Source organism: Mesorhizobium erdmanii (assembly GCF_013170725.1).
Classification (GTDB): Bacteria; Pseudomonadota; Alphaproteobacteria; order Rhizobiales; family Rhizobiaceae; genus Mesorhizobium; species Mesorhizobium erdmanii.
Map to the genome: position 1 here is coordinate 1157603 of NZ_CP033361.1, position 23537 is coordinate 1181139.

Genomic DNA, 23537 nt, shown 5'->3' on the forward strand with positions numbered 1-23537 from the left:
GGTCTTTTTATCGCCGATTTGTACAGACAGTACTATTGCAGAAAAAAGTACGTCAATCCATAATTTGCCGAGCGACTAGAAAACTGGGCGACCGAGGAATCTGGCCGATTGCGTCCGCGTCGGCGATCGGTCAAACCAATGCGGTCACTTCCGCCCGCCGAGATAAGTCATGCAAGCCGCAGCACGCCGACCGCGCACCAACCATCTCGATCTGGCGCAGCGCATCCTGGATGTGGCGCGCCAGCGTGGTTTCGAACCCGGCACGCGCCTGCCCGAGCAGCAGATCGCCTCGCTCTGCAATGTGTCGCGCACGCCGGTGCGGGCTGCGCTCAGCCTGCTCGCGGAACGAGGGGTCGTGCGCTGGGAGGCCGATGCCGGCTATGTCATGGCCATCGACCTTGCCGCGCAGCCGGCCATTGCGGCCGAGCTTCCCAGTGCGGAGGAAGACGAGCTGGCCGAAGCAATCCTGCGCGACCGCTCGGCCCGGCGTCTGGACCAGACAGTGACCGCCGCCGGTTTGATGCGACGGTACAGCGCCGACAGAAAGACGGTACTAAAAGCGCTTAATAAACTGACGGAAGAGAATCTTCTGGATCGCGCGCCCGGACAGTCCTGGCTTTTCCGCCGCGCGCCCGACGATCCTGAGGCGCAAGGCGAGAGCTATGAGTTCCGTTTGCTCCTGGAGCCCGCGGCGATCCTGACGCCGGGTTTCCGGCTGGACGGCGCCAGGGCGGCGGCGTTGCGCCAGGGCATGGAGGCGCTGTCGGCGCTTCCGGATGCCGCGTTCGACACGCGCGAGTTCCAGCGGCTGGACATGGATTTTCACGGCATGGTCGCCGAGGGCTGCGCCAACCGCTTCGTCGCCGACGCGCTGGCCGATCATCTCAGGCTGCGCCGGCTGCCCGGCATCTATGCCGGCGTCAACGTCTTCCGGCTGCGGCAATCCTTGCTGGAACACCTGAACATACTCGACCATCTCGAAAGCCGGCAGTATGAGGTGGCTGCCGATCTGCTTCGCATTCACCTGCGGCTCTCCCGCAACCAGCGACCGCAAGCGGCCAGCCGCGGGGCTCCCGCGCTGTTCGGCATGATCCGCCGGCCGGAATGACGAGGATTAATTGACGCGTAAAGCCAGCCCGACCATCGCGCTGTTTCCCGAAGCCAGCTTCGGCGCCGCATTGAATTGCGTCGGCATCGCGCAGGCGCTGCGTGCCAAGGGCGCCCGGCCGGTCTTCATCTGCCATGCCGGCTTCTCCGGCGTCTTTGCCGACTATGGTTTCCAGGAATACCAGCTGCCGACCGACGAGCCGCTGAGCGACAGCGAGCGCCAGAGCTACTGGCAGGCCTTCGTGCGCCGGCACCTGCCGCATTTCCGGCTCAGCCCGATCGACCAGCTCGAGACGTATGTCGCGCCGACCTGGCAGGCGATCGTCGATACTGCGGTCAATGCCGAGGTGCCGCTGCGCCAGTTGCTGGCGCGGCTAAAGCCGGACGCGGTGGTGCTCGACAATGTCATCATGTTCCCGGCGATATCGGCCGCCGGCTGCCCGTGGGTGCGCGTCGTCTCCTGCGCCGAGACGGAGTTGCCAGACGCGCGAGTGCCGCCCTATCTGTCGGGGCTGGGCGCCGACGACCCGCAGCGCGCCGCGTTCGAGGCGCGCTATCTCTCGGCGTCGGCGCCGGCGCATGACCGCTTCAACCGTTTTCGCGCGGATTGTGGCCTGGCGCCGTTGCCCAAGGGCGTCTTCCTGGAAAGCTCGCCCGACCTCAATCTGCTGCTGACGCCGGCCATCGTGCGGCGCGAGCGGGCCAAGCCGCTCGATCCTGAGCGCTTCGTCTATCTCGAAGGTTGCGTGCGGTCGGAAGGACCGTTCGAGGTGCCGGTGTTTCCGCGCAATGTCGGGCCGCTGGTCTATGTCAGTTTCGGCAGTCTCGGCGCCATGGATGTCGGCCTGATCGAGCGCATGCTCGCCGTCTTCGACAGGCTGCCGGCGCGTTTCATCGTCAATGTCGGCGGCTTGCGCGACGCCTATCGCGCGGTGCCGGACAATGTCTATCTCGACGCCTGGTTCCCGCAGCCCTCGGTGGTGGCGAAGTCGGACCTGTTCATCCATCACGGCGGCAACAACAGCTTTTGCGAAGCGCTGCGCTTCGGCGTGCCGTCGCTGATCATGCCCTATTGCTGGGACGGCCACGACAATGCGCGCCGTGCCGAAGAGACCGGCACCGGCGACCATATCGGCCGTGACGGCTGGACCGAAGGAGTATTGGAGAGAGCCATTCTCGGCCTGCTGGCCGACGACGCCATGCGCGCCCGTCTCAAGGATAATGCAGCCCATATGGCGCTGAACCCGGGAACGGAAATGGCCGCGCAAGCCATACTCTCTCTGATACGGACTTGAACGAAATGCCCGACATGAACACGAATATCGCTGCGATCTCCAACGACCCCAGGGCCTGGCTGGCCCAGCACGGCATCACGGAAGTCGAATGCCTGGTGCCCGACATGAACGGCGTGCTGCGCGGCAAGGCGCTGCCGACCACCAAATTCCTCAAGGCGCTGGAAGACCGTGCGCTCTATCTGCCGAGCAGCGCTTTCCTGGTCAGCATCGATGGCCGCTATTCCGGCTCCATCGACGAGGGTTTTGCCTATTCGGACCCGGACATGCGCATGGTGCCTGACGTCTCGACGCTGTGCCTGGCGCCGGGTGCGGGCGCCGGCAAGGCCTATGTCTTCGCCGACGCTTTCCACATGGACGGCAGGCCATGGATGGCCTCGCCGCGCCACGTGCTGCGCGCCGTGCTGGATCTCTACCGCCAGCGCGGCTGGCGGGCGGTTGTGGCGCCGGAACTCGAATTCTATCTGACCGCACCCAACCCCGATCCGGACAGGCCGCTGACGGCTCCGGTCGGCGGCAATGGCCGCGCGGAAACTGTGCAGCATCCCTACGACATGGCGGCACTGGAAGAGTTCGAGCCGGTGATCTGTCGCGTCCACGACTATGCCGCGGCCGCCGGACTGCCGCTCGACACGCTGATCCATGAATCGGGCACGGCGCAGCTGGAGATCAATCTCCTGCATGGCGAGGCGCTGCCGCTGGCTGACCAGGTGCTTCTGTTCAAGCGGCTGACCCGCCAGGCGGCGCAGCAATGCGGCATGCACGCTACCTTCATGGCCAAGCCGATCGCCGCCCAGGCCGGCAGTTCGATGCACCTGCACATGTCCGTCGTCGACGAAGGCGGCAATGCGCTGTTTGCCAGCGCTGATGACGCCGACACCGAGATGTTCGGCCACTTCATCGGTGGCCTGCAGAAATACGTGCCCGAGATCATGCCGCTGTTCGCGCCCAACGTGAATTCGTTCCGCCGCATCAGGCCGAACCACAGCGCGCCGGCCAACATCGAATGGTCGCATGACAACCGCTCCTGCGGCCTGCGCGTGCCGGCCGGTGGCCGCGCGGCGCGTCGGGTGGAGAACCGCTTGCCGGGCGCCGATTCCAACCCCTATCTGGCGATCGCGGGTTCACTGCTCGCCGGCTATCTCGGCGTCGAGCAGAAGCTGGCGCGCTCGGCCGAAGCCACGGGCAATGCCTACAAGATCAAGAGCACGCTGCCGAAGACCATGGAGGAGGCACTCGATCGTTTCGAGGCTTGCGACCCCGTGGGTAAACTCCTCGGCGAGGATTTCTTCCAGACCTATCTGCGCGTCAAGAGTGTGGAGCTCGACCTGTTCCAGAGCGTGGTGACGAGCTGGGAACGCGACCATTTGCTGCTGAAGGTGTGATCATGGCATCTTCGACGGGTTTCAATTCCGGTCTCGATATCGGCAAATCCTACTACGTCGCCACCGCCAATCCGGCGCCGGACCATCCGGCGCTTGCCGGCAACGTCGAGGCCGATTTGGTGGTCGTCGGCGGCGGCTGCACCGGCCTGTCCGCCGCCCTTCATGCCGCCGAGCGCGGCCTGAAGGTGGTGCTGCTCGAAGGCGGCAAGATCGGCTGGGGGGCGTCGGGCCGGAATGGCGGCCAGATGATCCCCGGCCTGCGCAAGGGCGCCAAGGGGCTGGTCAAACTCTACGGTCCGGAACGGGCCAAGGTGCTGTTCGACCTCGCCTTCGAGGCGCGCGGCCTGGTGCTCGACATCATCGAGCGCCACGCCATCGATTGCGATCTCAGGCTCACCGGTCATCTGGTCGGTGCGGTCAACGGCTCCGATCTCAAGGATCTGGAAGAGGAGGCAAAGTGCCTCGACAGCGTGATGAAATTCCGCGACGTCGAGATCCTCTCGGCGGCGGAAGCCCGCACCAAGGTCGACACGCCCTATCACGGCGCGATGTATGAGCCGCTTGGCGGCCACATGCATCCGCTGAACTACACGCTCGGCCTTGCCAGCGCGGCAGTGGCTGCCGGCGTCACCATCCACGAAAATTCAGTGGCGGTGAAACTGGAGCGCGAGCCTTCGATCCGGGTCTCGACAGCGAAGGGTTCGGTCAAGGCCAAGCATGTCGTGCTGGCGGGCGATGCGTTGCTCAATGGGCTGGAGCCGCGCGTCAACAACCGCATCATGCCGGTCGGCAACTACATCGTCGCCACCGAGCTGCTGGAAGGCAAGCGCAATGTCATCCCGGCCAATGTCGCGGTGTCCGACACACGCTTCGTCGTCAACTATTACCGAATGTCGGCGGATGGCCGCTTGCTGTTCGGCGGCGGCGAACGTTACACGCCATCGCCGCCGGCCGACATTGCCGGCTTCGTGCGGCCGCATATGGAAGCGACGTTTCCGCAGCTCAAGGGTTGCCGCATCGATCATGCCTGGGGCGGGCTGGTGTCGGTGACGACATCGAGGCTGCCGCATGTCGGCCACTATGGCGAGGTCTATTTCGCGCATGGCTATTCCGGCAAGGGGGTCATCCTGTCGACGCTGTCGGGCAAGCTGTTGGCCGAAGCGATCACCGGCGATGCCTCGAGGCTCGATCTGTTCTCGACGCTGACGCCGATGCCGTTCCCGGGCGGCACGGCACTGCGCGGCCCGCTCTATGTGCTGGGCATGCTGTGGTACGCGATGCGGGATCGGATCAAGCATTGAGGAGTGGCGGTGCGAAGGGCGAACGCCAGCGCTCTACGGCGCCCCCCTCTGTCCTGCCGGACATCTCCCCATTTGGGGGAGATTGGCAGCGTCGGGCCCGACGCCCTCTTTCCAACGCTGAAGATTGGCGAAAGCCGTCGTGACGTCCGATCTCCCCCCAAGTGGGGGAGATGCCCGGTAGGGCAGAGGGGGGCGCTGTCCCGCCGACGTTGCGGGTTGGACAAAGCCTCCTAAACCACAAAGAAATCCTCAACCCTGCGCCTTGCCTCAAGCAGCATCGGCAGGATTTCCCGTTCCATCTCCGCAACCGCGAATCGCGCCGACTGGGTCGAGACATTGATGGCCGCGACCGTGCTTCCCGAGCGGTCGCGGATAGGCACCGCGATGGAGCGCAGGCCGAGTTCCAATTCCTCGTCGACGATGGCAAAGCCGTCCACCTTCGCCTTGCCGATGGCACCGGCCAACAGCCTGGCGTCGGTGATCGTCTTCGGCGTCCGCTTCTCGATGGTCGCCTGGTGCAGGAACTTGTCGAGTTCCTCCGGCGTCAGGCCGGCGAGCAGCATGCGCCCCATAGAGGTGCAATAGGCCGGCAGCCTGGTGCCGACGTCGAGCGATACGCTGAGGATGCGCCGGCCGGGAATGCGGGCGACGTAGACGACATCGTGGCCTGACAGGATCGCGGCAGAACAGGCCTCGTTCAGCTGCGTTGCCACGGCGCGCATGATCGGCGCGGCGAAGCTCCACAGCGAACCGCCGCCGAGCCACGTGCGGGCAACCGACAACAGGCGCGGCGACAGCGAGAACACCCGGGCGTCCTGAGTGGCGTAGCCGGCAGCGACGAGCGTCAGCAGAAAGCGGCGCGCGCCGGCGCGGGTCAGGCCGGCCTCCTCGGCCATTTCGGTCAGCGTCATGCCCGACGGGTGGCGGGCGAGGATCTCCATCACGGCAAGGCCGCGCTCGAGCGAGCCGACATGGTCACGGGAAACGGCTTCTTCGCCCATCTTACCGCCTCGGGTCGCCATCATCTCGGGGTTGACTCCGCCCTATCGCGTCAAATAGAAAGTATCACATATAAAACAAATGTTCGCAATACGAACTTTTGGAGTCCTGGTGATGGTGAAGTTCCTGCCGCTCAATCAGGCCGTGGCCGAGAATCTGAACGATGGAGACGCCGTCGCCTTCGAAGGCTTCACCCATCTGATCCCGACCGCCGCCGCGCATGAGGCGATCCGCCAGGGGTTTCGCGACCTGACCCTGATCCGCATGACGCCGGACCTGATCTACGACCAGATGATCGGCATGGGCATGGCGAAGAAGATCGTCTTCTCCTATGTCGGCAATCCCGGCGTCGGCCTGCTGCGGCGCGCCCGCGATGCCATCGAGAACGGTTTTCCCAGGTCGATCGAGGTCGAGGAGCACAGCCATGCCGGCATGGCCAACGCCTATGAGGCGGGCGCGGCCGGCCTGCCCTGCGCGGTGTTCCGCGGCTATCGTGGTGCCGGCCTTGCGACGGTCAATCCGAACATCAAGACGATCTCTTGCCCGTTCACCGGCGAGGTGCTGGCGGCGGTTCCCTCGATCCGGCCCGACGTCACTTTCATCCATGCGCAGAAGGCCGACAGACGAGGCAATGTGCTGGTCGAGGGCATTATCGGCATCCAGAAGGAAGCGGTGTTGGCGGCCAAACGCGCCGTGGTGACGGTCGAGGAAGTGGTCGACAATTTCGACGATCTCCATCCGAATCTGACCGTGCTGCCGCGCTGGACGATCGCGGCGATATCGGTGGTGCCAGGCGGTTCGCATCCGTCCTACGCCCATGGCTATTATGCGCGCGACAACGCCGCCTATCTCGAATGGGACGAGATCGCCGCCGACAGGGAGGGATTCCAGGCCTGGATGCAGGTTAATGTCCTGGAGAAGAGCGCCGACGATTTCGCGGCCCGGGTCGAGCATCTGAGGAAAGCGGCATGAGCGACAATCAGCTGGGCTTTACTCCCAACGAGATGATGACCATCGCCGCCAGCCGGGCGCTGGGCAATGACGATGTCTGCTTTGTCGGCATCGGCGCCCCCTCCGCCGCCTGCAACGTGGCGCGGCTGACGCACGCGCCCGACATCACCCTGATTTATGAGAGCGGCACGATCGGCACGGCTCCCGAAGTGCTGCCGCTGTCGATCGGCGACGGCGAACTGTGCGAGACCGCGGTCACCACCGTCGCGGTGCCGGAAATGTTCCGCTACTGGCTGCAGGGCGGCCGCATCTCGATCGGTTTCCTCGGCGCGGCGCAGCTCGACAAGTTCGGCAACATCAACACCACGGTCATCGGCGACTATTTCCACCCCAAGACGAGGCTTCCGGGTGGCGGTGGCGCGCCGGAGATCGCGACCTCGTCGAAGGAGGTCTACATCACCATGGCGCAGTCGAAGCGCGGCATGGTCGAAAAGATCGATTTCTTCACCTCCTTCGGTCATGGCGAAGGCGGCGATCATCGCCAGCGGCTGGGCATCGACACAGCTGGACCGACACTGCTGATCACCGACCTCGCCATCTGGAAGCCGGACCCGGCAACCAAGGAATTCACCGTCGTGTCGCTGCATCCTGGCGTGACGCGCCAGCAGGTGCAGGAGAGCTGTGGCTGGATAGTCAGGTTCGCCGAGGCGCTTGACGAAACGCCGGCGCCAAGCGAACTCGAGCTCAAGACATTGCGCGACCTGCAGGCCCGCACCAAGGCGGCGCATGAGGGTACAGGAAAAGGGAAAGCTGCCTGACATGGCCGAGGCCTATATTTGCGACTATATCCGCACGCCGATCGGCCGCTTTGGTGGGGCGCTGTCCTCGGTGCGCGCGGACGATCTTGGCGCCATTCCGCTGAAGGCGCTGGTCGAGCGCAATGCCGGCATCGACTGGCAGGCGGTCGACGACGTCGTCTATGGCTGCGCCAACCAGGCCGGCGAGGACAACCGCAACGTGGCGCGCATGGCGCTGCTGCTGGCCGGGCTGCCGAAGGAAATCCCGGGTTCGACCGTCAATCGCCTGTGCGGTTCGGGCATGGATGCGCTGACCATCGCCGCGCGTGCCATCAAATCAGGCGAAGCGGAATTGATGATCGCGGGCGGCGTCGAATCGATGAGCCGCGCGCCTTTCGTCATGCCCAAAGCCGACACCGCGTTTTCGCGCAATGCGGAGATCTATGACACCACCATCGGCTGGCGCTTCGTCAATCCGCTGATGAAAAAGCAATATGGCGTCGATTCGATGCCCGAGACCGGCGAGAATGTCGCCGAGGACTATTCCGTGTCGCGCGCGGACCAGGATGCCTTTGCCGTGCGCAGCCAGGACAAGGCGGTCGCGGCACAGGCCAATGGCCGGCTGGCCAAGGAAATTACGGCAGTGACCGTCCCACAGCGCAAGGGCGATGCGGTCGTCGTGTCGAAGGACGAGCATCCCCGCGCCGGCACCACGGTCGAGGCGCTGGCCAGATTGCCGACGCCGTTCCGGCAAGGCGGCACGGTGACCGCCGGCAATGCCTCCGGCGTCAATGACGGGGCGGCGGCGCTGATCGTCGCCTCGGAAGCTGCCATCAAGAAATACGGCCTGACGCCGATCGCGCGCATCCTCGGTGGCGCCGCCGCCGGCGTCGCGCCGCGCATCATGGGCATCGGCCCGGCGCCGGCGACGCAAAAACTGTGCGCCCGGCTCGGCCTGACGCCGAAACAGTTCGACGTCATCGAGCTCAACGAGGCTTTCGCCTCGCAAGGCATCGCCGTGCTGCGCCAGCTCGGCATCGCCGAGGATGCACCGCACGTCAATCCGAATGGCGGCGCCATCGCGCTCGGCCATCCGCTGGGCATGTCGGGCGCCCGCATCTCCGGCACGGCGGCGCTGGAACTGCGCGAGCGCGGTGGCCGCTACGCGCTCGCCACCATGTGCATCGGCGTCGGCCAGGGTATCGCCATCGCGCTCGAACGGGCCTGACCGCGGCTTCCGGCTGGCAGGCGAGAAACAGGGCCGAATTCGGCGTCTCGCCAAATTTGACCATGTGGACAAAAGTCCGCACCCGTTCCATAGTTCCTTGTCTTTTGGAACGGCCGGCTCGACACGGCTGTCAAACAGAGGGGTACGCGATGGAAGACCGGAAGAACAAATCCCATTCGACACGCGAAGGGCTTTCGCGACGCAATGTGCTGGAGCTGGGCGCGCTTGGCGTTGCGGCGGCGATGCTGCCGGGTGCGGCCTTTGCCAAGGACAAGAAACTGAAGGTGGCGGCGATCTTCGCCACGCCGATCGAGGAGCCGTGGGACAACCAGATCCATGTCGCCCTGCAGAAGGCGGAAAAGGAACTCGGCATCGAATACAAATGGTCCGAGAAGGTGCAGACCGCCGACTTCAGCCGCGTCATGCGCGAATATGCGCAGGGCGGCTACCAACTGGTGCTGGGCGACGCCTTCGCCGCGGAGCGCGAGTCGCGCCGCACGGCCAAGCAGTTCCCGAAGACCGCCTGGCTGTTTGGTTCGGGTGCCGGACCGGCGGAACCGAATTTCGGCGTCTTCGACAACTGGATCCACGAGCCCGCTTATCTCTCCGGTATCATCGCCGGCAAGATGTCGAAATCGGGCACGGTCGGCGCCGTGGCGGCGATGGGCATTCCGGAAGTGAACCGGCTGGTCAACGCCTTCTTCGCCGGCGCCAAGGAGGTCAATCCCAACATCAAGAAGAAGGTCGCCTTCATCGGCTCCTTCTTCGATCCGCCCAAGGCCAAGGAAGCCGCGATCGCCCAGATCGATGCCGGCGTCGACGTCATCTATGCCGAGCGCTTCGGCGTCGTCGAAGCGGCGGTGGAGAAGAAGGTGTTCGCCATCTCCAACATGTCCGACCAGTCGAGCCTTGGCCCCGACACGGTGATCACCGGTCCGGTCTGGGACATGTACCCGACCGTCGAGCAGGCGATCAAACTGGTCAAGGCCGGCGTCTACACGGCGCAGGACTATGGCGACTTCTCGCGCATGGCTAAGGGCGGGTCGTTCCTGGCGCCCTACCATAAGTTCGACAAGACGCTGCCGGCCGAGGTCAAGGACTTGGTCGAGAAGAAGAAGGCCGAGATTCTGGAAGGCAATTTCCGGGTGGACGTCGACGAGAATACGCCGGTTTCGGATTAAGCGCTTCGTCTCGAGGTTAGCGCCAAGCCCCTCTCTGCCCTGCCGGGCATCTCCCCCTCAAGGGGGGAGATTGGCGGCTTCGATCTTGGCGCTTCCTGCAACGTAGAAGATTGGCGAAAGCCTACGTGACATCGGATCTCCCCCGTGAGGGGGAGATGGCCGGCAGGCCAGAGAGGGGGGCCTCGCGCTGCCCTCGGGATGCAAATCCAAGGAGCACTCTTGTCGCCCGCCCCACTCATCGAAATGCGCGGCATCACCAAGAGCTTTGGCGCGGTCAAGGCGAACGAGGCTGTCGACCTCAGCGTGGCACCCGGCGAAATCCTCGGGCTGCTGGGCGAGAACGGCGCAGGCAAGACGACGCTGATGAACGTGCTGTTCGGGGCCTATGCGCCGGATGCGGGCGAGATCCTGATCCAGGGCAGGCCAGTGCGGATCACCAGTTCGGCCGATGCGCTGGCCGCCGGCATCGGCATGGTGCACCAGCATTTTCATCTGGCGCCAAGGCTGACGGTGCTGGAAAACCTGCTCATCGGCATCCCGGGCAAATCGGGGCGGATCGACCGTGCCGGCGGGCTGGCGCGGCTCGCCGAAATCAGCCGCCAGCATGGGTTGACGCTCGATCCAGACCTGCCGGTCTCGACGCTGTCGGTCGGCGAGCAGCAGCGGCTCGAAATCGTCAAGGCGCTGTTTCGTGGCGCCAGGCTCCTGATCCTCGACGAGCCGACGGCGGTGCTGGCGCCAAGCGAGGTCGACGGGCTGTTCTCGGCGCTACGCTCGATGGCGGCGCAGGGCCTCGGGATCATCTTCATCTCGCACAAGCTCAACGAGGTGCGGGCGCTCACCCATCGCTGCACGGTGCTGCGGCATGGCCGTGTCGCGGGCCGTGTCGACGATCCGGCCAACACCACGTCGGCCGCCATGGCGCAGCTGATGTGCGGCCACGAGATCGTGCCGCCGGCGAGGGGACCGTCGACGCCCGGTGCTGCTGTGCTGACGCTCGACGGCATTTCCACCTCGAAGCATGCGGGCACCGTGCTGCGCGATGTCTCGCTTGCCGTTCGCGCCGGCGAGATCCTCGGCATTGCCGGCGTTTCGGGCAATGGCCAGCGCGCGCTCGCCGAAGTGATCTCCGGCGTGCGCGCACCCGACGCCGGACGGATGACGATCGCCGGCCACAAAGTGTCGCGGTTTTCGCCGCGCGAGGTGCAGGCGCTCGGCCTTGGCCGCATCCCGGAAGACCGCATGACGACGGGTCTGGTCACCAACCTGCCGCTCGCCGATTCCATGGTGCTGCCGCGCATCGGCACGGCGGCATTCTCCGCCAAGGGCCTGCTCAAGCCTGATGCGATCCGCGCCTTCGCGGAAGAGCAGATCAAGGCCTATGATATCAGATGCCCTGGACCGATGACGCGCGCCGGCGCGCTGTCGGGCGGCAATCTGCAGAAGGCGCTGCTGGCGCGCGAGCTCGCTTTCGATCCGAAGGTTTTGATTGTCTCGCAGCCGACGCGCGGCCTCGACATCGGCGCGGCGCGGTTCATCCACGAAAAGTTCCTCGACATGCGCGCCAAGGGCTGCGGCATCATCGTCATCGGCGAGGACCTCGAAGAACTGCTCGTGCTCTGCGACCGCATCGCGGTGATGTATGAGGGCCGCATCGTCGGCACGCTCGACAGCGCCGATGCCACAATCGGGCGATTGGGGCTGCTGATGACCGGAGCGGAGGGGCACGGCTGATGTTTCGCCTGGAAGTCCGCACGTCGACACCTGCCTGGTTCAATCTGGTTCTGCCGCTGCTGGCGATCGGCGCCACGCTCATCCTGTGCAGCGGCCTGATCGCGCTGGCCGGCGCCGGTGTGCTCGAATCGTACGGCGTGATGTTCACCGCGTCGCTCGGCGACAGCTACGCGATCACCGAAACGCTAGTGCGCGCCGCCCCGATGATCTTCACCGGGCTGGCGGTGGCCGTCGCCTTTCGCGCCAAATTCTGGAACATCGGTGCCGAAGGGCAATTGCTGGCCGGTGCGGTGGCGAGCTGTTTTGTCGGCGCGATCCCGATGCCGGGGCCGCTCGCCATGCTGCTGATGGCAATCGCCGGTGCTGCCGCCGGTGCCGTGGTCGCATTGGTGCCGGCGACACTGCGGGTGAAATTCAAGGTCGACGACGTGGTGAGCTCGCTGCTGCTCAACTCGGTCATCTACTACGCGCTGATGGCGCTGATCGAAGGGCCATGGAAGGACAGTTTCAGCGGCTATCCGATCTCGCCGCCCATCGAGGATTCGGCCAATTTTCCGGTGCTGATCGAAGGCACGCGGCTGCATCTCGGCGTTATCGTGGCGCTGATCACGGCACCTTTGATCTGGTTCCTCATTGCGCGCACGACGCTCGGTTTCCGCATCAGGGTCACCGGCGAAAACCCGGAAGCGGCCAGATATGGCGGCATCCATGTCGAGCGCGTGCTGCTCTCGACCGCGCTGCTGTCAGGCGCTCTCGCGGGTCTCGCCGGCGTCGGCGAGGTCGGCGGCGTGCATTTCCAGGTAATGAGCGACATCTCGCCGGGCTATGGTTATTCCGGTATCGTCGTCGCCATGCTGGCGCGGCTCAATCCGCTTGGCGTCGTGCCGGCGGCGATCTTCCTGGCCGCCGTGATGACCGGCGCCGAGGCAATGTCGCGCGCAACCGGCGTGCCGGCCTTCCTTAGCGACGTCATCCAGGGAACCGCGCTGCTCGCCATGCTGGTGGCGCTGCTGTTCACCGCCTATCGCATCCGCCGCGTCGGAGCTTCCCGATGAGCGTGGTGCTGGAACAGATCTTTCAGGTCGGCTTTCTGGCGGCCATCATCCGCATCGCCACGCCTTTGGCCTTCGCCACGCTCGGCGAGATGTTTTCCGAGCGGGCCGGCGTGCTCAATCTCGGCATCGAAGGCATCATGCTGCTTTGCGCCATGACCGGTTTCACCGCCACCAGCCTCAGCGGCAGCCTGTGGCTCGGCGTGCTGGTGGCGGTGCTGACCGGCATGCTAATGGGCGCGCTGCACGCGCTGTTCACGGTGGTGCTGGGCTTGAGCCAGCATGTCTGCGGCATCGGCGTGACCTTGTTCTCGTCGGGCCTTGCCTATTTCCTCTACCGGCTGATCTTCGGCCAGCAATCGGTGCCGCCCGCGATCAAGGGTTTCCAGACGCTGCCGATCCCGGTGCTGTCGGATATTCCCGTGCTCGGGTCGGCGGTGTTCAACCAGTTCACGCTGGTCTACATGGCAATCATCGCCATACCGCTCGCCGCCTTTGTGCTCTACCGCACGCCATGGGGCCTGTCGGTGCGCATGGTCGGCGAGAACCCGCGCGCGGCCGATTCCGCCGGCGTCAGCGTCATTGCCACGCGCTTCCAGGCGGTCATTCTCGGCGGTGCGCTGATGGGGCTTGCCGGAGCCTTCCTGTCGATGGCGCAGTTCAACGCCTTCACCTTCGGCGTCGTCTCCGGGCGCGGCTGGGTGGCGATCGCGCTGGTCGTGTTCGGCCGTTGGGATCCGTGGCGCTCGGCGGGCGCGGCGCTTCTGTTTGCCTTTGTCGATGCCCTGCAACTGCGCATGCAGGCGAGCGGGCTCGGGCATATCCCCTACGAGGCGTTCCTGATGCTACCCTTCATCTTCACCATCGTTGCCATGGCTTTCATGTCGCGCAACGCGGTGGCGCCGTCAGCGCTGCTGAAGCCGTTCCGAAGGGAAGAGCGGTAGACCTGGTTCCTCGCCGCGAAGCGGTCGGAGAGGGCGCTGCACCGTGACCGGCCTGAGCTTTTCGGCCGCGGCCTTCGCCGCAGCCTCGACTTGGGCTACGCGAACAGTTCCGAGGCCGAAGGTCCATTCGGACGCCTGCAGCGATGTGAACGGCCTTGCCGACCGGTTTGTTCCGCTGGCCACCTCAGCAAATGGGCACTAATTTTGCGCCATGAACGAGAAAATTATTCTGCCGCCAGCCGAAAAATAGCAATCGACAAAGTCTACAAGTTTTATAGATTAACCGGCGAGACGGAGGTCGATATGTCCTATATCCAGAACGCTCAGACCGACAGCAGCGGCCAGAGGCTGGCCAATGCCCAGACATTTCGCCCGGCCTATGCCGGAGCTTTCGCCTATCTCGTCTTTGCCCTTGCATTCGTGTTCACCGGGGCCGTCGTTCTGGGACTCATTCCCTAAGTCAGCGGATCGGCAGGCGGCGGGTTGCCCCACTGTATCAAGTCAATCGGAGTTGAATGAACCGGATCCCGGTGCGTTTGCGCGCGGCCGTGGTTCGAATCTCACCACATCCATGATTCCAGCGATGGAGGAGATGACAATGCCGGTCGAATTCACCCATGTCCCAGGCAAGTCCTCGGACGACGCCGTTCCCTTCTTCTACGACCTCGCCGCGACCGCCACCAAGCTCGGGCTGATCGAGGATGGCGGCTTCCGGAAGATCGTCGTCGACGATCCGGCCGGGCTCTTGACCAATATGGATATTGCCGCCCAGGTGCTGGACCGCACGGCGTCGCTGGAAGTGGTGTTGACTCACTGGGCCGGCGTGATCGAACCGACCGTGGCGGCGCGCCAGCTGGCATCGATCGATAGCAAAAGCGGCGGGCGGCTGGCGCTTCGGATGATCAGCGAGCCGCTGAATGACGACGATGCCGAGTCGCGGCCGGTCGGGCACACGGTCATCTGGCAGCGCATCGACGAATATCTGGTGCTGTTGAAGCGGCTGTGGTCGAACGAGCGGCCCTTCGACCACGAAGGGGCCTTCTACAGCATCAGGGGCGGCTATATCGAGCGCAAGGGTCCGCACGGCGCCGACCTGACCATCCGCATGGGCGGACAGTCCGGAACGGCGCTGAAGGTGGCCGGCCGGCACGCCGATGTCTTCGAACTGGCGCCGGGCTCGATCGACGAGGTCCGGCGGCTGATGGAGCGGGTGCGCGGTGCGGCCGCCGAACATGGCCGGGCCGGCAGACTGCGCTTCGCGCTTCCGGTGCGGATTCACCGGGGCGCTGCCGCCACCGGCCACAAGGCGGCCGACCTGTCCGGGCCGCCGGCACAGGTCGCCCTGTCGCTGCTTGCCTATGCCGGGCTCGGGATCGACGAATTCATGATCGTCGGCGTCGACACGCCGCGCGAGATCGTGACGGCCGGCCGGGAAACGATCGCCCTACTGCGCAACTCGCTCGCACGCCGCGAGCATGACGCCTTCCAGCCGGGAGCCTATCCGCCTCGCGACGGGGCGGAGACGTGGGCAGCGGGCTGAGGCCCCTCTGTCGTTTCGGGTCTGTCGCCAAGCCGCGACAGCCCTTCGATGACGGCGTGTGAATCGGCGAGGACGCCGAAGACACCGTCCTCGACCGTCACCATGTGCAATGCGGCTTCGTGCGCATATTTGTCGCCGCTGGCGCAGGCATCCGGAATCGTCAGGCACTGGAAGTTGCGGTCGCAGGCCTCGCGCAGCGTGGTGTGGACGCAGACATCGGTCGTGCAGCCGGAAAACATCAGATGCGTGATGCCCCGGGCGCGCAGCACGAGCTCGAAATCCGTATAGGTGAAGGCACTGTTGCAGGTCTTGTCGACGATGATGTCATGCGGCGCGACATCGATTTCCGGAACGATCTGGAATCCCGCGCCCGAGCGCAGCAGGACGTCGGTGTCGTCGAGACCGGAACGCTTGCGGCGCCATTTTTCGTAAGGCGTCATGTCGGCCATGTCGGCGCGATAGCCCTGCCTGGTGTGGACAATCGCGACGCCGGCTTTGCGCGCGGCCGATATCAGCCGGTTCACCGCGGGCAGGATCGCCCGCAGCGGCGAGAGGTCATATCCCTTCCTGGCGAAGTAGCCCGTCGTTGACAGGAAATCCTGCTGCAGGTCGATGACCACAAGCGCTGTGTTTCCAGCCACCAGCCTACCGTCATAGGGGAAGTCGAACGGCGTTGCCTTGATCATTGGTGGCTCCCTGCTTTCGACCAAGCATAATCGTTCAATGCGCCGACACCAGATGCTAGAGCGGTTCAGCGATTTATGGAATCGTCGAACCGCTCTAACTCTTTGTTTTTACGCAATTCCGAACGGAAAACCGTTACACACTTTTCCTGGAATTGCTCTAGACATGCGGGCGATCGCTCGCCGCCGGGCGTATGGCGCCCGAGACCAGATTGGTTGCCATCCGATGGCCGCCGCAGCCCTGTTTTGCGAATTTCGCGGCGAAATTGACGGTCACGACGATTTGTTGACTGTTGAAGTCATCTTCAATGTTGACTAGCAATGTCATGTTTTATAATCAACCGGGCATCGGACTGCCGAGGCCAGAAATCGGGAATCCGACGGCCGCATTGGAGAAAAAGCCGTGACCGTGGCGGGAGCCGAGACTGCCTTTCAAATCGACGCCGTGCGGTTTGCCGTCGGCGAGCGAACGCTGCTCGGTCCTGTCTCGTTCGAGCTGCGGCGTTCGCGCGTTTACGGGCTGATCGGCCACAATGGCTCCGGCAAGTCGACGCTGGTCAAGCTTTTGGCCCGCCAGCAACCGGCAAGCTCGGGCGCCATCACTTTCGCCAAACGGCCGTTGCCGCAATGGGGTGCCCGCGAACTCGCGCGAGCGCTCGCCTATCTGCCGCAGACGACGCCGGCGGCAACGGGCCTCACCGTGCGCGAACTGGTAAGACTCGGGCGCTATCCCTGGCATGGCGCGCTTGGCCGCTTCAGCGCGGAAGACAGGCGGCATGCCGAGGAGGCGCTTGCGCTGACCGACATGGACGGCTTCGCCGACCGGCTGGTCGACGAATTGTCCGGCGGCGAACGGCAGCGCGCCTGGCTCGCCATGCTGGTAGCGCAAAATGCTGGCGTCATGTTGCTCGACGAGCCGATCTCGGCGCTCGACATCGCCCATCAGGTCGAGGTGCTGGGGGTGGTCAGGGAACTCAGCCGCAAACGCGACCTCTGCGTCGTCGTGGTGCTGCACGACCCCAACATGGCGGCGCGCTATTGCGACGAATTGATCGCGCTGAAGGACGGCAAGCTGCTGACCCGCGGCGCGCCGGGCGAAATCATGCGGGGCGACGTGCTCAAGGGCATTTTCGGCGTGGAGATGGGCGTGTTCGCGCATCCGGTCACCGGCCAGCCGGTTGGCTATGTGCAATGACGATCGCGGCGGGGAAACGGCTGGCCGCTGTGACAACAAGGAAGAAGCTCTTGTCTAGACATGGTTTGTTGGCGGCGTTGGTCGCATCGGTGATCCTGGCGGGCGGTAGCGCCGTGGCCCAGGAGCAACCTGCCGGCGCCGCCCCTGCCGCGATGCCCGTGGCTCCAGCCGCACCCGCACCCATGGCACCCGCCGCACCAGCGCCCGTGACACCTAAGCTCACCACCCCTGCGGCGGTGGAACCACCCACGAAGGCCCCGGCGCAGCCGGTCGCGGCGGCGCGCGCGGGGGCGATGGAGCTCACCTTGCCGCACGATTTGTCGCCATGGGGCATGTTCATGGCCGCCGATATCATCGTGAAGGCGGTGATGATCGGACTGGCCTTCGCATCGCTGGTCACCTGGACGATATGGCTGGCCAAATCGCTGGAGATTTTCGGCGGCAAGCTGCGTATCCGCCGTGCCGTGCGTGCGATCGGCGATGCCGCGACACTGAGGCAGGCGAGCCGCGCGCTCGACCGCAGCGGCGGCCCCGGCGCGCTTCTGGTGCGGGCGGCGGAGGAAGAGACCGCACTCTCGGCCGTCGCTCTCGACCACGTCGGCGGCGACGGGCTGAAGGAAAGGGTCACCTCGCGCCTGTCGCGCATCGAGGCGGCGGCGTCGCGGCGCATGTCGCGCGGCACCGGCGTGCTGGCGACGATCGGCTCCACCGCGCCTTTCGTCGGCCTGTTCGGAACCGTCTGGGGCATCATGAACGCCTTCATCGGCATTTCGCAGGCGCAGACCACCAATCTCGCCGTGGTGGCGCCGGGCATCGCCGAGGCGCTGCTGGCCACCGCCATGGGCCTTGTCGCGGCGATACCGGCTGTCGTGATCTACAACGTCTTTGCCCGCTCGATAGCCGGCTATCGGCAGATCCTCGCCGATGCGTCGGCGGGCGTCGAACGGCTGGTCAGCCGCGACCTGGATTTCCGCACGGTGGCGCCAGCGACGGCGCTGGCGGCGAAGTAGCGGGAGCAACGCCATGGGAAGCAGGATCCGACAGACCATGGACGACGATCTCGAGGAGAGCCACGAGATCAACGTCACGCCCTTCATCGACGTCATCCTGGTGCTGCTGATCATCTTCATGGTCGCCGCGCCGCTGGCGACCGTGGACGTCAATGTCGACTTGCCGGGCTCGACGGCGACGCCGGCGCCGCGGCCCGAGACGCCGCTTTTCCTGACATTGAAGGATGATCTGACGCTGGCGATCGGCAACGACACGGTGCCGCGTCCGGCTTTCGCCGCCACGCTGGACAGCAGGACCAAGGGCGACAAGCAGACGCGCATCTTCCTGCGTGCCGACAAGGCGGTCGTCTATGGCGACCTGATGGAAGCAATGAACCTGTTGCGGGGCGCCGGCTATCTGAAGATCGCGCTCGTCGGCCTGGAGACGGCGCCCGCGGCTGACGCGCCGGCACTGGCTCCGGCGGGAACGGCCGTGCCATGACACGGTCCGCCGCCTTGCCCACGATACAGCTGTCGCGCTTCGGCTGGCGCGATCTCGGCTTGTGGACAGGTGCGGCGGTGCTGGTGCTCGGCGCCCATGTCGCGGTCGCTTATGCGGTGCAAAGCTTCGGCCCGATCGAGATGGATGGCGGGCCGCCGCCGGCCCCGGTGATCGAAATGGCGCCGATGGTGGTGACGCCGGCGGTGCCGGAACAGGCCGCGATGCGGGATGCGGCGATGCCCGACCGGACCGAGCCTGTCGAGCAGACCGAAAAGGTCACCGAGGCCGAGCCCGAGAAAGTGGCCGACCAAGCCGAAGCGACCTCCGAGCAACCGGAAACGGTGCCGCCTGACGAGATCGTGCCGACCGAGATGACCGAGGCCGAACCGGTCGATCAGCCGCCACCGGATGAGGTCATTCCCGACGTCGTCCAGGCGGTGACGCCGGAGGTCGTCGTTCCGCTGCCACAGCCGAAGCCCGCCGAGGAGCCCAAGGAAAAGAAACCGGTCCAGGCCAAGGCGAAAAGACCGGTCGAAAAGCCCAAGCCTAAGCCAAAGAAGGAAAAGGCCGAGCCGGCGAAGACCGTCGCCACCGCAAGCCCGGAGACAAAGCCGGCGGCCAGGGCGGCCGCGCCGAAATCGGCGGCCAGCGTTTCAGGCGTCAGCCAGGCCAAGTGGGAATCACGGCTGACGGCATGGATCAATCGGCACAAGCGCTATCCCGGCGCCGCGAAATCCAGGGGCGCGCAGGGCAATGTGAACGTGACCTTCACGATGGATTCGTCCGGCCGGGTGATGTCGGCGCGCGTGGCCCGTTCGTCAGGCGATCCCGACCTCGACCGCGCCGCCCTCGTCGTGCTGCAGGGCGCCACTGTGCCGGCGCCGCCGCCGGAACTCGGCTCGCGCGTCAGCCGCACGGCGCCGTTCGTGTTCAACTTGCAGAATTAGAGCAAGGGCTCGGCCGGCCAAATACAGGTACTGTACGACCTTCGCGAGAAATCGCAGTCAGTGGCTCATCGACCGACACAGGGCTTCGACTTGCTCCAGGTAGAAGCGGCATTTCGTGCGCAGCGTCCTGAGGTTCGGATCGTCGGCGCCGTTGATCTCGATGGTCTGCATCATGAACTCGAAATGGGCGTGAAAGGCGTCCGCCGCGCCCCACAGGCTGTCGGTCTGCCAGGTTTCGGCCATCGCCACTGAAATCAGTCGCCGGGCCTCGGCACGCGCGGCATCCGACGATGCCGGCCGGCAGGCGATCAGGGCATGGAGCCGGCTGAAGACACCGTCTCTGGCGTCGACACTTCTGATGGGTGCGATCATGTTCATCGGCGGGTCCCCCTCAATCTCTATCTATGAATGTTCATTTTGCCGGCTGCTGGCGATCAAGGCGGGGATCGCGGCGGCGTCGGAAGGTCGGCCCCTGATGATGTTGGCGATCTCCGCGTCGGCCTGGTCGAACCAGTAGACCATATCGATGCGGCCGAGGTCGGCGGCGTTCTTTCTCAGGAGCGGCAGAAGGCCCTGCAGCGCGCAGAGCGTCTCCCATCGGTTCGGCTGCGAGCCGCCCGCCCCGCATACGGCTGACATTTGCATCGGGTTACGCTGTCCTTGGCTGCGCGCGGTTCTCCTTCGCGTGCACCTTGGCATGCATCGGATTGCCGCTGAGCTGCGCATGCCGGGTCGGCCGTGCGCCGCGCAGGACATCGAAGGCCTCGGCATAGGCCATGCCCAGCAGGTATGAAATCATGGGAAAGCGGCCTGCTTCGGCCATCTGCACCAGTTCATTGGTCATTGATGCGATATATTGAAGACTATCAATCTCTGATTGACGTAAAGACTGATTCATCACCGTGTTGCTCCTGTAGTCGAAGTTAAGTTATTGGAACGGGTTACTGGCTACACTGGACATAGGCGGTTAGTTAATCGACTGGCCCGCGGGATGTGGGCTTGGTTGCGGGGCCGAGAGCGTCAACCCATAGATAGGTGCATCGGTCAGGCGGTCGAGGCCAAGAAGACGCTTGATCGCTGAATGGCTGAGCGCCGCCGTGGGGCAGGCCGACAGCCTATGCCTGGTCGCCGCCAGCATCATGTTCTGGCCGATATGGCCTGCCTCGATCAGCACGACGCGGTAGGCGTTTGCATCCTCATATTTCCACATGGTGCGGTCGAGCCTGGCGCAAAGCAGAATCAAGCAAGGCATGGCATCCGCCCATTCCTGCCCGCCGACCAGTTCGGAGATCTTCGGCAGATGGTTGGCCGAGATCCTGCCAAGATCGTGATCGGCGGCGGAATAGTGATAGACACCGGGCTCCAGGCCCTCGACGCCAAACGCAACAACATAGGCCTCGTAGGGGTTCCGAGCGCCGCCAGAAGGGGTCATGCCCAGGGGCAGGGCGCCGACGCAATTGCCGGTCTCGCCGGTAATGCCCATGCCCGCGAACAGGCAGTCGGAAAGCTGCTGCGCCGTGATGGTGGGCGCGGCCGCGGTGCGGTTGGTGCGGCGCCGTGCCATCAGGCTCAGAAGTTCGTTGTCGTCGAGTGCGTTCGGCAGCCGAATGGCGCCCGTGGCATTCTTGAGCAGAAGGTCGGGTTGCGCGACGTGACCGGCGCGTTCGATCTGGCGTGCCTCGGCCTGTTCAATGGTCATGAACTCGGCGTCCTGGACGCAGAAATGCATCAGCGCGGTCGGGATACCCCAACTCCACTGTCCGGAAAATTCTGTTTCCTGTTCGGCCAGCGGCGAGCCGGCGGCGACCAGGGCGGAAAAATCAAGCAATTGCGGGACGACGGCGTTGAGGTCTGATTTCGACCATCCGTGGGCGCGTGCGATTTCCGCCGTGGAGGCCCATTCGCCCCAGGATGCAAGAAGGCCGATCACCTCGGGGCTGCATTCGAAGACGCTTCTGGTCAGGAAGTTGCAGGCCGTGATCTTGTTGGTCCCGTGATAGAAGACAAGGGTTTTTGCAGAGCGCATTTTCATGATGCTGAATGCTGTTTTTGTGGATGTGAGACGCCGACAGGCGAAAGCCCATCGGCGCCGAACGACTTCAGCGCTTGTTGTAGTGCATGCCCTGCGAGAAGAAGACGGTCTGCGTGCCCGCGACAACCGTCAGCTTCGGGGCGCTGTTCACTTTCTTGGCCATTCTTATCCCTTCCCCGCCCCCCAATGGGGGCTGTTGAAAGATCCTCACCGTGGGATCCGCAAGAAGAAAGGTAAGTTCGAAAGAGTTAATGATTTATTAAAATTGCAGTAAAGCCAACGTGATCTAAAATATCTTTCTTGGCACCAAAGTCTAAAAAATCGATTTTACTCAGATATGGAGTAGGCAATCGCCAGCATACGCTCTTTCGGGATATTCTTATTCTTATTTAGCGTAAGCGATCGGCCGATGCATGTCGTCCGGACGTGGCCCGGTTTGGGGAGAACGACATGCATGAGAACAAGGGCCTAAGGTGCGTCACATAATCCGTTCAAACGCGACACGCTTCAGGCCAGCCCGTCCCGGGCGAGGCTGACGACGAGTTGATCGACGCCCGGATCGTCAAGACCGATGACATGCGCCATGCGGATCGCATGCCGTGGCCGGATACCGGACACATCCTGCCGCATGATGACCGATACGAACGCCGGTCCGGCCTCGGTCAAAAGCATGGCCTTGCCTGTCAGCACCGGTTCGGAGATTGGGGCCCATTGCACGGAGATCAACGACGGTTCGCCGGTCTGGCGACGGTTGATGCCGCTGAAATAAATCCAGTTCAGGCGCGAGATCGCCACGCCATAGTGGTTGCCGCGCGCCCGCGCCCATGTCGAGCCACGGCGTTCCGACCATCCGGTGACCCTGCGGAATGTGACCAGTTCGGCCTCGCGACGCACGAAGGTCACCGAGCGCATCAAGAGGTCGGAACGGCCCGGAATTGAAAAGTAGGTGAAATAGGTGCCGCCCGCTATCGATGGGGCGGGTGGGCGGATCATCTGGTTGAACAGGCTTTCGGAAATCGGCAGCAGGCCGGGATCCCTGGGCTCGGGAATGCCAGGGTCCTGGTACAATTCGGCTTCGTTGACGTGGAAATAGTCACAGATCAGCTTGGCAGTGGCCTTGTTGGGAACGCTCTGCCCCTGCAGGTAACGTTCGAACTGCGTACGGTTGATACCCAACTCACGGCATACCGCGCTAACGGAGGCATGGTCCTTGCAGAGCCGTCTGAGATTTGCGCCGAGATTCTCGCGAATGGACACTTTTTTGCTTTCGCAGGCGGATGCTTCATTTCGACTCGAAATCCATATAGCGCCTTCGGTCGCCCCCGCCGAAACGCCTCGCTACAACACACAGAAAAAACTGATTTGATAGCGCCAGTCTAATGAGGCAGGTTCCAAAAAAAACAGCGCCAAGCAGACAGTCGGTATCGCCATAAGTCCAATTGACAACCGCATCGCCTGCCGAATCGCGAAAATCGTGTACGGCGATTTTGGGGAGATCGGCGCTGCACGCGCATCGCGTCGCGGCGGATGATGCCTGGACCTTGCCAGTGCCGCAAAAAATGGAAGACAGATTATTCCGATGGTGGAGCTGAGGAGGATCGAACTCCTGACCTCGTCATTGCGAACGACGCGCTCTCCCAGCTGAGCTACAGCCCCGTCCAACGGATGGCGCATTTAT

At 64.3% G+C, this 23537-nt stretch carries 25 protein-coding genes and 1 tRNA gene; 18 read left to right on the forward strand and 8 right to left on the reverse strand.

Annotated features, from left to right (window positions below; all coding sequences use genetic code 11):
* Positions 1-169: 169 nt before the first annotated feature.
* From EB233_RS05515 to EB233_RS05530, 4 genes are read left to right on the forward strand one after another with little or no spacing between them, the layout of a single operon-like run.
* Positions 170-1108, forward strand: a complete 939-nt coding sequence (locus tag EB233_RS05515; protein WP_064991089.1) for a GntR family transcriptional regulator — start codon at positions 170-172, stop codon at positions 1106-1108.
* 10 nt (positions 1109-1118) lie between these two features.
* On the forward strand, positions 1119-2402 hold the full coding sequence (locus EB233_RS05520; protein ID WP_064991090.1) for a nucleotide disphospho-sugar-binding domain-containing protein: 1284 nt from the start codon (positions 1119-1121) through the stop codon (positions 2400-2402).
* A gap of 5 nt (positions 2403-2407) precedes the next feature.
* Positions 2408-3784 carry a glutamine synthetase family protein gene (locus tag EB233_RS05525; protein ID WP_064991248.1) on the forward strand — a complete coding sequence of 459 codons (1377 nt, stop codon included), beginning with the start codon at positions 2408-2410 and terminating at the stop codon, positions 3782-3784.
* A 2-nt stretch (positions 3785-3786) separates the two neighbouring features.
* The gene (locus EB233_RS05530; protein WP_064991091.1) at positions 3787-5085 is read left to right on the forward strand and encodes an NAD(P)/FAD-dependent oxidoreductase; all 1299 of its coding nucleotides are present in this window, start codon (positions 3787-3789) and stop codon (positions 5083-5085) included.
* Between the two features lie 230 nt (positions 5086-5315).
* Here the strand turns inward: EB233_RS05530 and EB233_RS05535 are convergent, their stop codons facing one another.
* Complete coding sequence (locus tag EB233_RS05535; protein WP_064991092.1) at positions 5316-6086, reverse strand: IclR family transcriptional regulator domain-containing protein; 771 nt, start codon at positions 6084-6086, stop codon at positions 5316-5318.
* A gap of 112 nt (positions 6087-6198) precedes the next feature.
* Here EB233_RS05535 and EB233_RS05540 point away from each other — a divergent pair, with 112 nt between their 5' ends.
* The 9 genes from EB233_RS05540 to EB233_RS05580 all read left to right on the forward strand — a co-directional run bounded on the left by EB233_RS05540 (position 6199) and on the right by EB233_RS05580 (position 15511).
* Entirely contained in the window at positions 6199-7056 is an 858-nt protein-coding gene (locus EB233_RS05540; RefSeq protein ID WP_064991093.1) for a CoA transferase subunit A, read from the forward strand.
* Entirely contained in the window at positions 7053-7853 is an 801-nt protein-coding gene (locus EB233_RS05545) for a CoA-transferase subunit beta (RefSeq protein ID WP_064991094.1), read from the forward strand. The genes EB233_RS05540 and EB233_RS05545 overlap by 4 nt, the downstream gene beginning before the upstream one ends.
* Before the next feature lies 1 nt (position 7854).
* Positions 7855-9060, forward strand: a complete 1206-nt coding sequence (gene pcaF, locus EB233_RS05550; RefSeq protein ID WP_064991095.1) for a 3-oxoadipyl-CoA thiolase — start codon at positions 7855-7857, stop codon at positions 9058-9060.
* A gap of 149 nt (positions 9061-9209) precedes the next feature.
* Positions 9210-10241: a BMP family protein gene (locus EB233_RS05555; protein ID WP_064991096.1), complete on the forward strand. Its 1032-nt coding sequence runs from the start codon at positions 9210-9212 to the stop codon at positions 10239-10241.
* Between the two features lie 243 nt (positions 10242-10484).
* Positions 10485-11975 carry an ABC transporter ATP-binding protein gene (locus EB233_RS05560; protein WP_064991249.1) on the forward strand — a complete coding sequence of 497 codons (1491 nt, stop codon included), beginning with the start codon at positions 10485-10487 and terminating at the stop codon, positions 11973-11975.
* A complete protein-coding gene (locus tag EB233_RS05565; protein WP_064991097.1) occupies positions 11975-13030 on the forward strand; it encodes an ABC transporter permease in 1056 nt (351 codons plus the stop codon). Before EB233_RS05560 ends, EB233_RS05565 begins: the two co-directional genes overlap by 1 nt.
* On the forward strand, positions 13027-13971 hold the full coding sequence (locus EB233_RS05570) for an ABC transporter permease (protein WP_064991098.1): 945 nt from the start codon (positions 13027-13029) through the stop codon (positions 13969-13971). Before EB233_RS05565 ends, EB233_RS05570 begins: the two co-directional genes overlap by 4 nt.
* A gap of 303 nt (positions 13972-14274) precedes the next feature.
* Positions 14275-14430 (forward strand): hypothetical protein, encoded by a 156-nt coding sequence (locus tag EB233_RS05575; protein ID WP_010912229.1) that lies wholly within the window; start codon positions 14275-14277, stop codon positions 14428-14430.
* 139 nt (positions 14431-14569) lie between these two features.
* Complete coding sequence (locus EB233_RS05580) at positions 14570-15511, forward strand: LLM class flavin-dependent oxidoreductase (RefSeq protein ID WP_064991250.1); 942 nt, start codon at positions 14570-14572, stop codon at positions 15509-15511.
* Here the strand turns inward: EB233_RS05580 and EB233_RS05585 are convergent.
* A complete protein-coding gene (locus EB233_RS05585) occupies positions 15469-16197 on the reverse strand; it encodes a cysteine hydrolase family protein (RefSeq protein ID WP_064991099.1) in 729 nt (242 codons plus the stop codon). The genes EB233_RS05580 and EB233_RS05585 overlap by 43 nt on opposite strands.
* 163 nt (positions 16198-16360) lie before the next feature.
* Between EB233_RS05585 and EB233_RS05590 the strand changes: the two genes are divergently transcribed.
* The 5 genes from EB233_RS05590 to EB233_RS05610 all read left to right on the forward strand — a co-directional run bounded on the left by EB233_RS05590 (position 16361) and on the right by EB233_RS05610 (position 19827).
* Entirely contained in the window at positions 16361-16513 is a 153-nt protein-coding gene (locus EB233_RS05590; RefSeq protein WP_155765419.1) for a hypothetical protein, read from the forward strand.
* Positions 16514-16603: 90 nt separating this feature from the next.
* The gene (locus EB233_RS05595; protein ID WP_064991251.1) at positions 16604-17389 is read left to right on the forward strand and encodes an ATP-binding cassette domain-containing protein; all 786 of its coding nucleotides are present in this window, start codon (positions 16604-16606) and stop codon (positions 17387-17389) included.
* 50 nt (positions 17390-17439) lie between these two features.
* Positions 17440-18399, forward strand: a complete 960-nt coding sequence (gene exbB, locus EB233_RS05600) for a tonB-system energizer ExbB (protein ID WP_064991252.1) — start codon at positions 17440-17442, stop codon at positions 18397-18399.
* Between the two features lie 13 nt (positions 18400-18412).
* Positions 18413-18880, forward strand: a complete 468-nt coding sequence (gene exbD, locus EB233_RS05605; RefSeq protein WP_064991100.1) for a TonB system transport protein ExbD — start codon at positions 18413-18415, stop codon at positions 18878-18880.
* Positions 18877-19827, forward strand: a complete 951-nt coding sequence (locus EB233_RS05610; protein WP_064991101.1) for an energy transducer TonB family protein — start codon at positions 18877-18879, stop codon at positions 19825-19827. Before exbD ends, EB233_RS05610 begins: the two co-directional genes overlap by 4 nt.
* Positions 19828-19884: 57 nt before the next feature.
* On the opposite strand, the gene EB233_RS05615 is transcribed toward EB233_RS05610, so the two are convergent.
* The 6 genes from EB233_RS05615 to EB233_RS05640 all read right to left on the reverse strand — a co-directional run bounded on the left by EB233_RS05615 (position 19885) and on the right by EB233_RS05640 (position 23515).
* On the reverse strand, positions 19885-20205 hold the full coding sequence (locus EB233_RS05615) for a hypothetical protein (RefSeq protein ID WP_064991102.1): 321 nt from the start codon (positions 20203-20205) through the stop codon (positions 19885-19887).
* Between the two features lie 24 nt (positions 20206-20229).
* A complete protein-coding gene (locus EB233_RS05620) occupies positions 20230-20472 on the reverse strand; it encodes a hypothetical protein (protein WP_154674578.1) in 243 nt (80 codons plus the stop codon).
* Between the two features lie 4 nt (positions 20473-20476).
* Positions 20477-20728 carry a hypothetical protein gene (locus EB233_RS05625; RefSeq protein WP_064991103.1) on the reverse strand — a complete coding sequence of 84 codons (252 nt, stop codon included), beginning with the start codon at positions 20726-20728 and terminating at the stop codon, positions 20477-20479.
* 66 nt (positions 20729-20794) lie between these two features.
* The gene (locus EB233_RS05630; RefSeq protein WP_244277757.1) at positions 20795-21853 is read right to left on the reverse strand and encodes a SagB/ThcOx family dehydrogenase; all 1059 of its coding nucleotides are present in this window, start codon (positions 21851-21853) and stop codon (positions 20795-20797) included.
* Between the two features lie 513 nt (positions 21854-22366).
* Positions 22367-23116: a helix-turn-helix domain-containing protein gene (locus EB233_RS05635; RefSeq protein ID WP_064991105.1), complete on the reverse strand. Its 750-nt coding sequence runs from the start codon at positions 23114-23116 to the stop codon at positions 22367-22369.
* 323 nt (positions 23117-23439) lie between these two features.
* Positions 23440-23515 (reverse strand) — tRNA-Ala (locus tag EB233_RS05640).
* Positions 23516-23537: the final 22 nt, after the last annotated feature.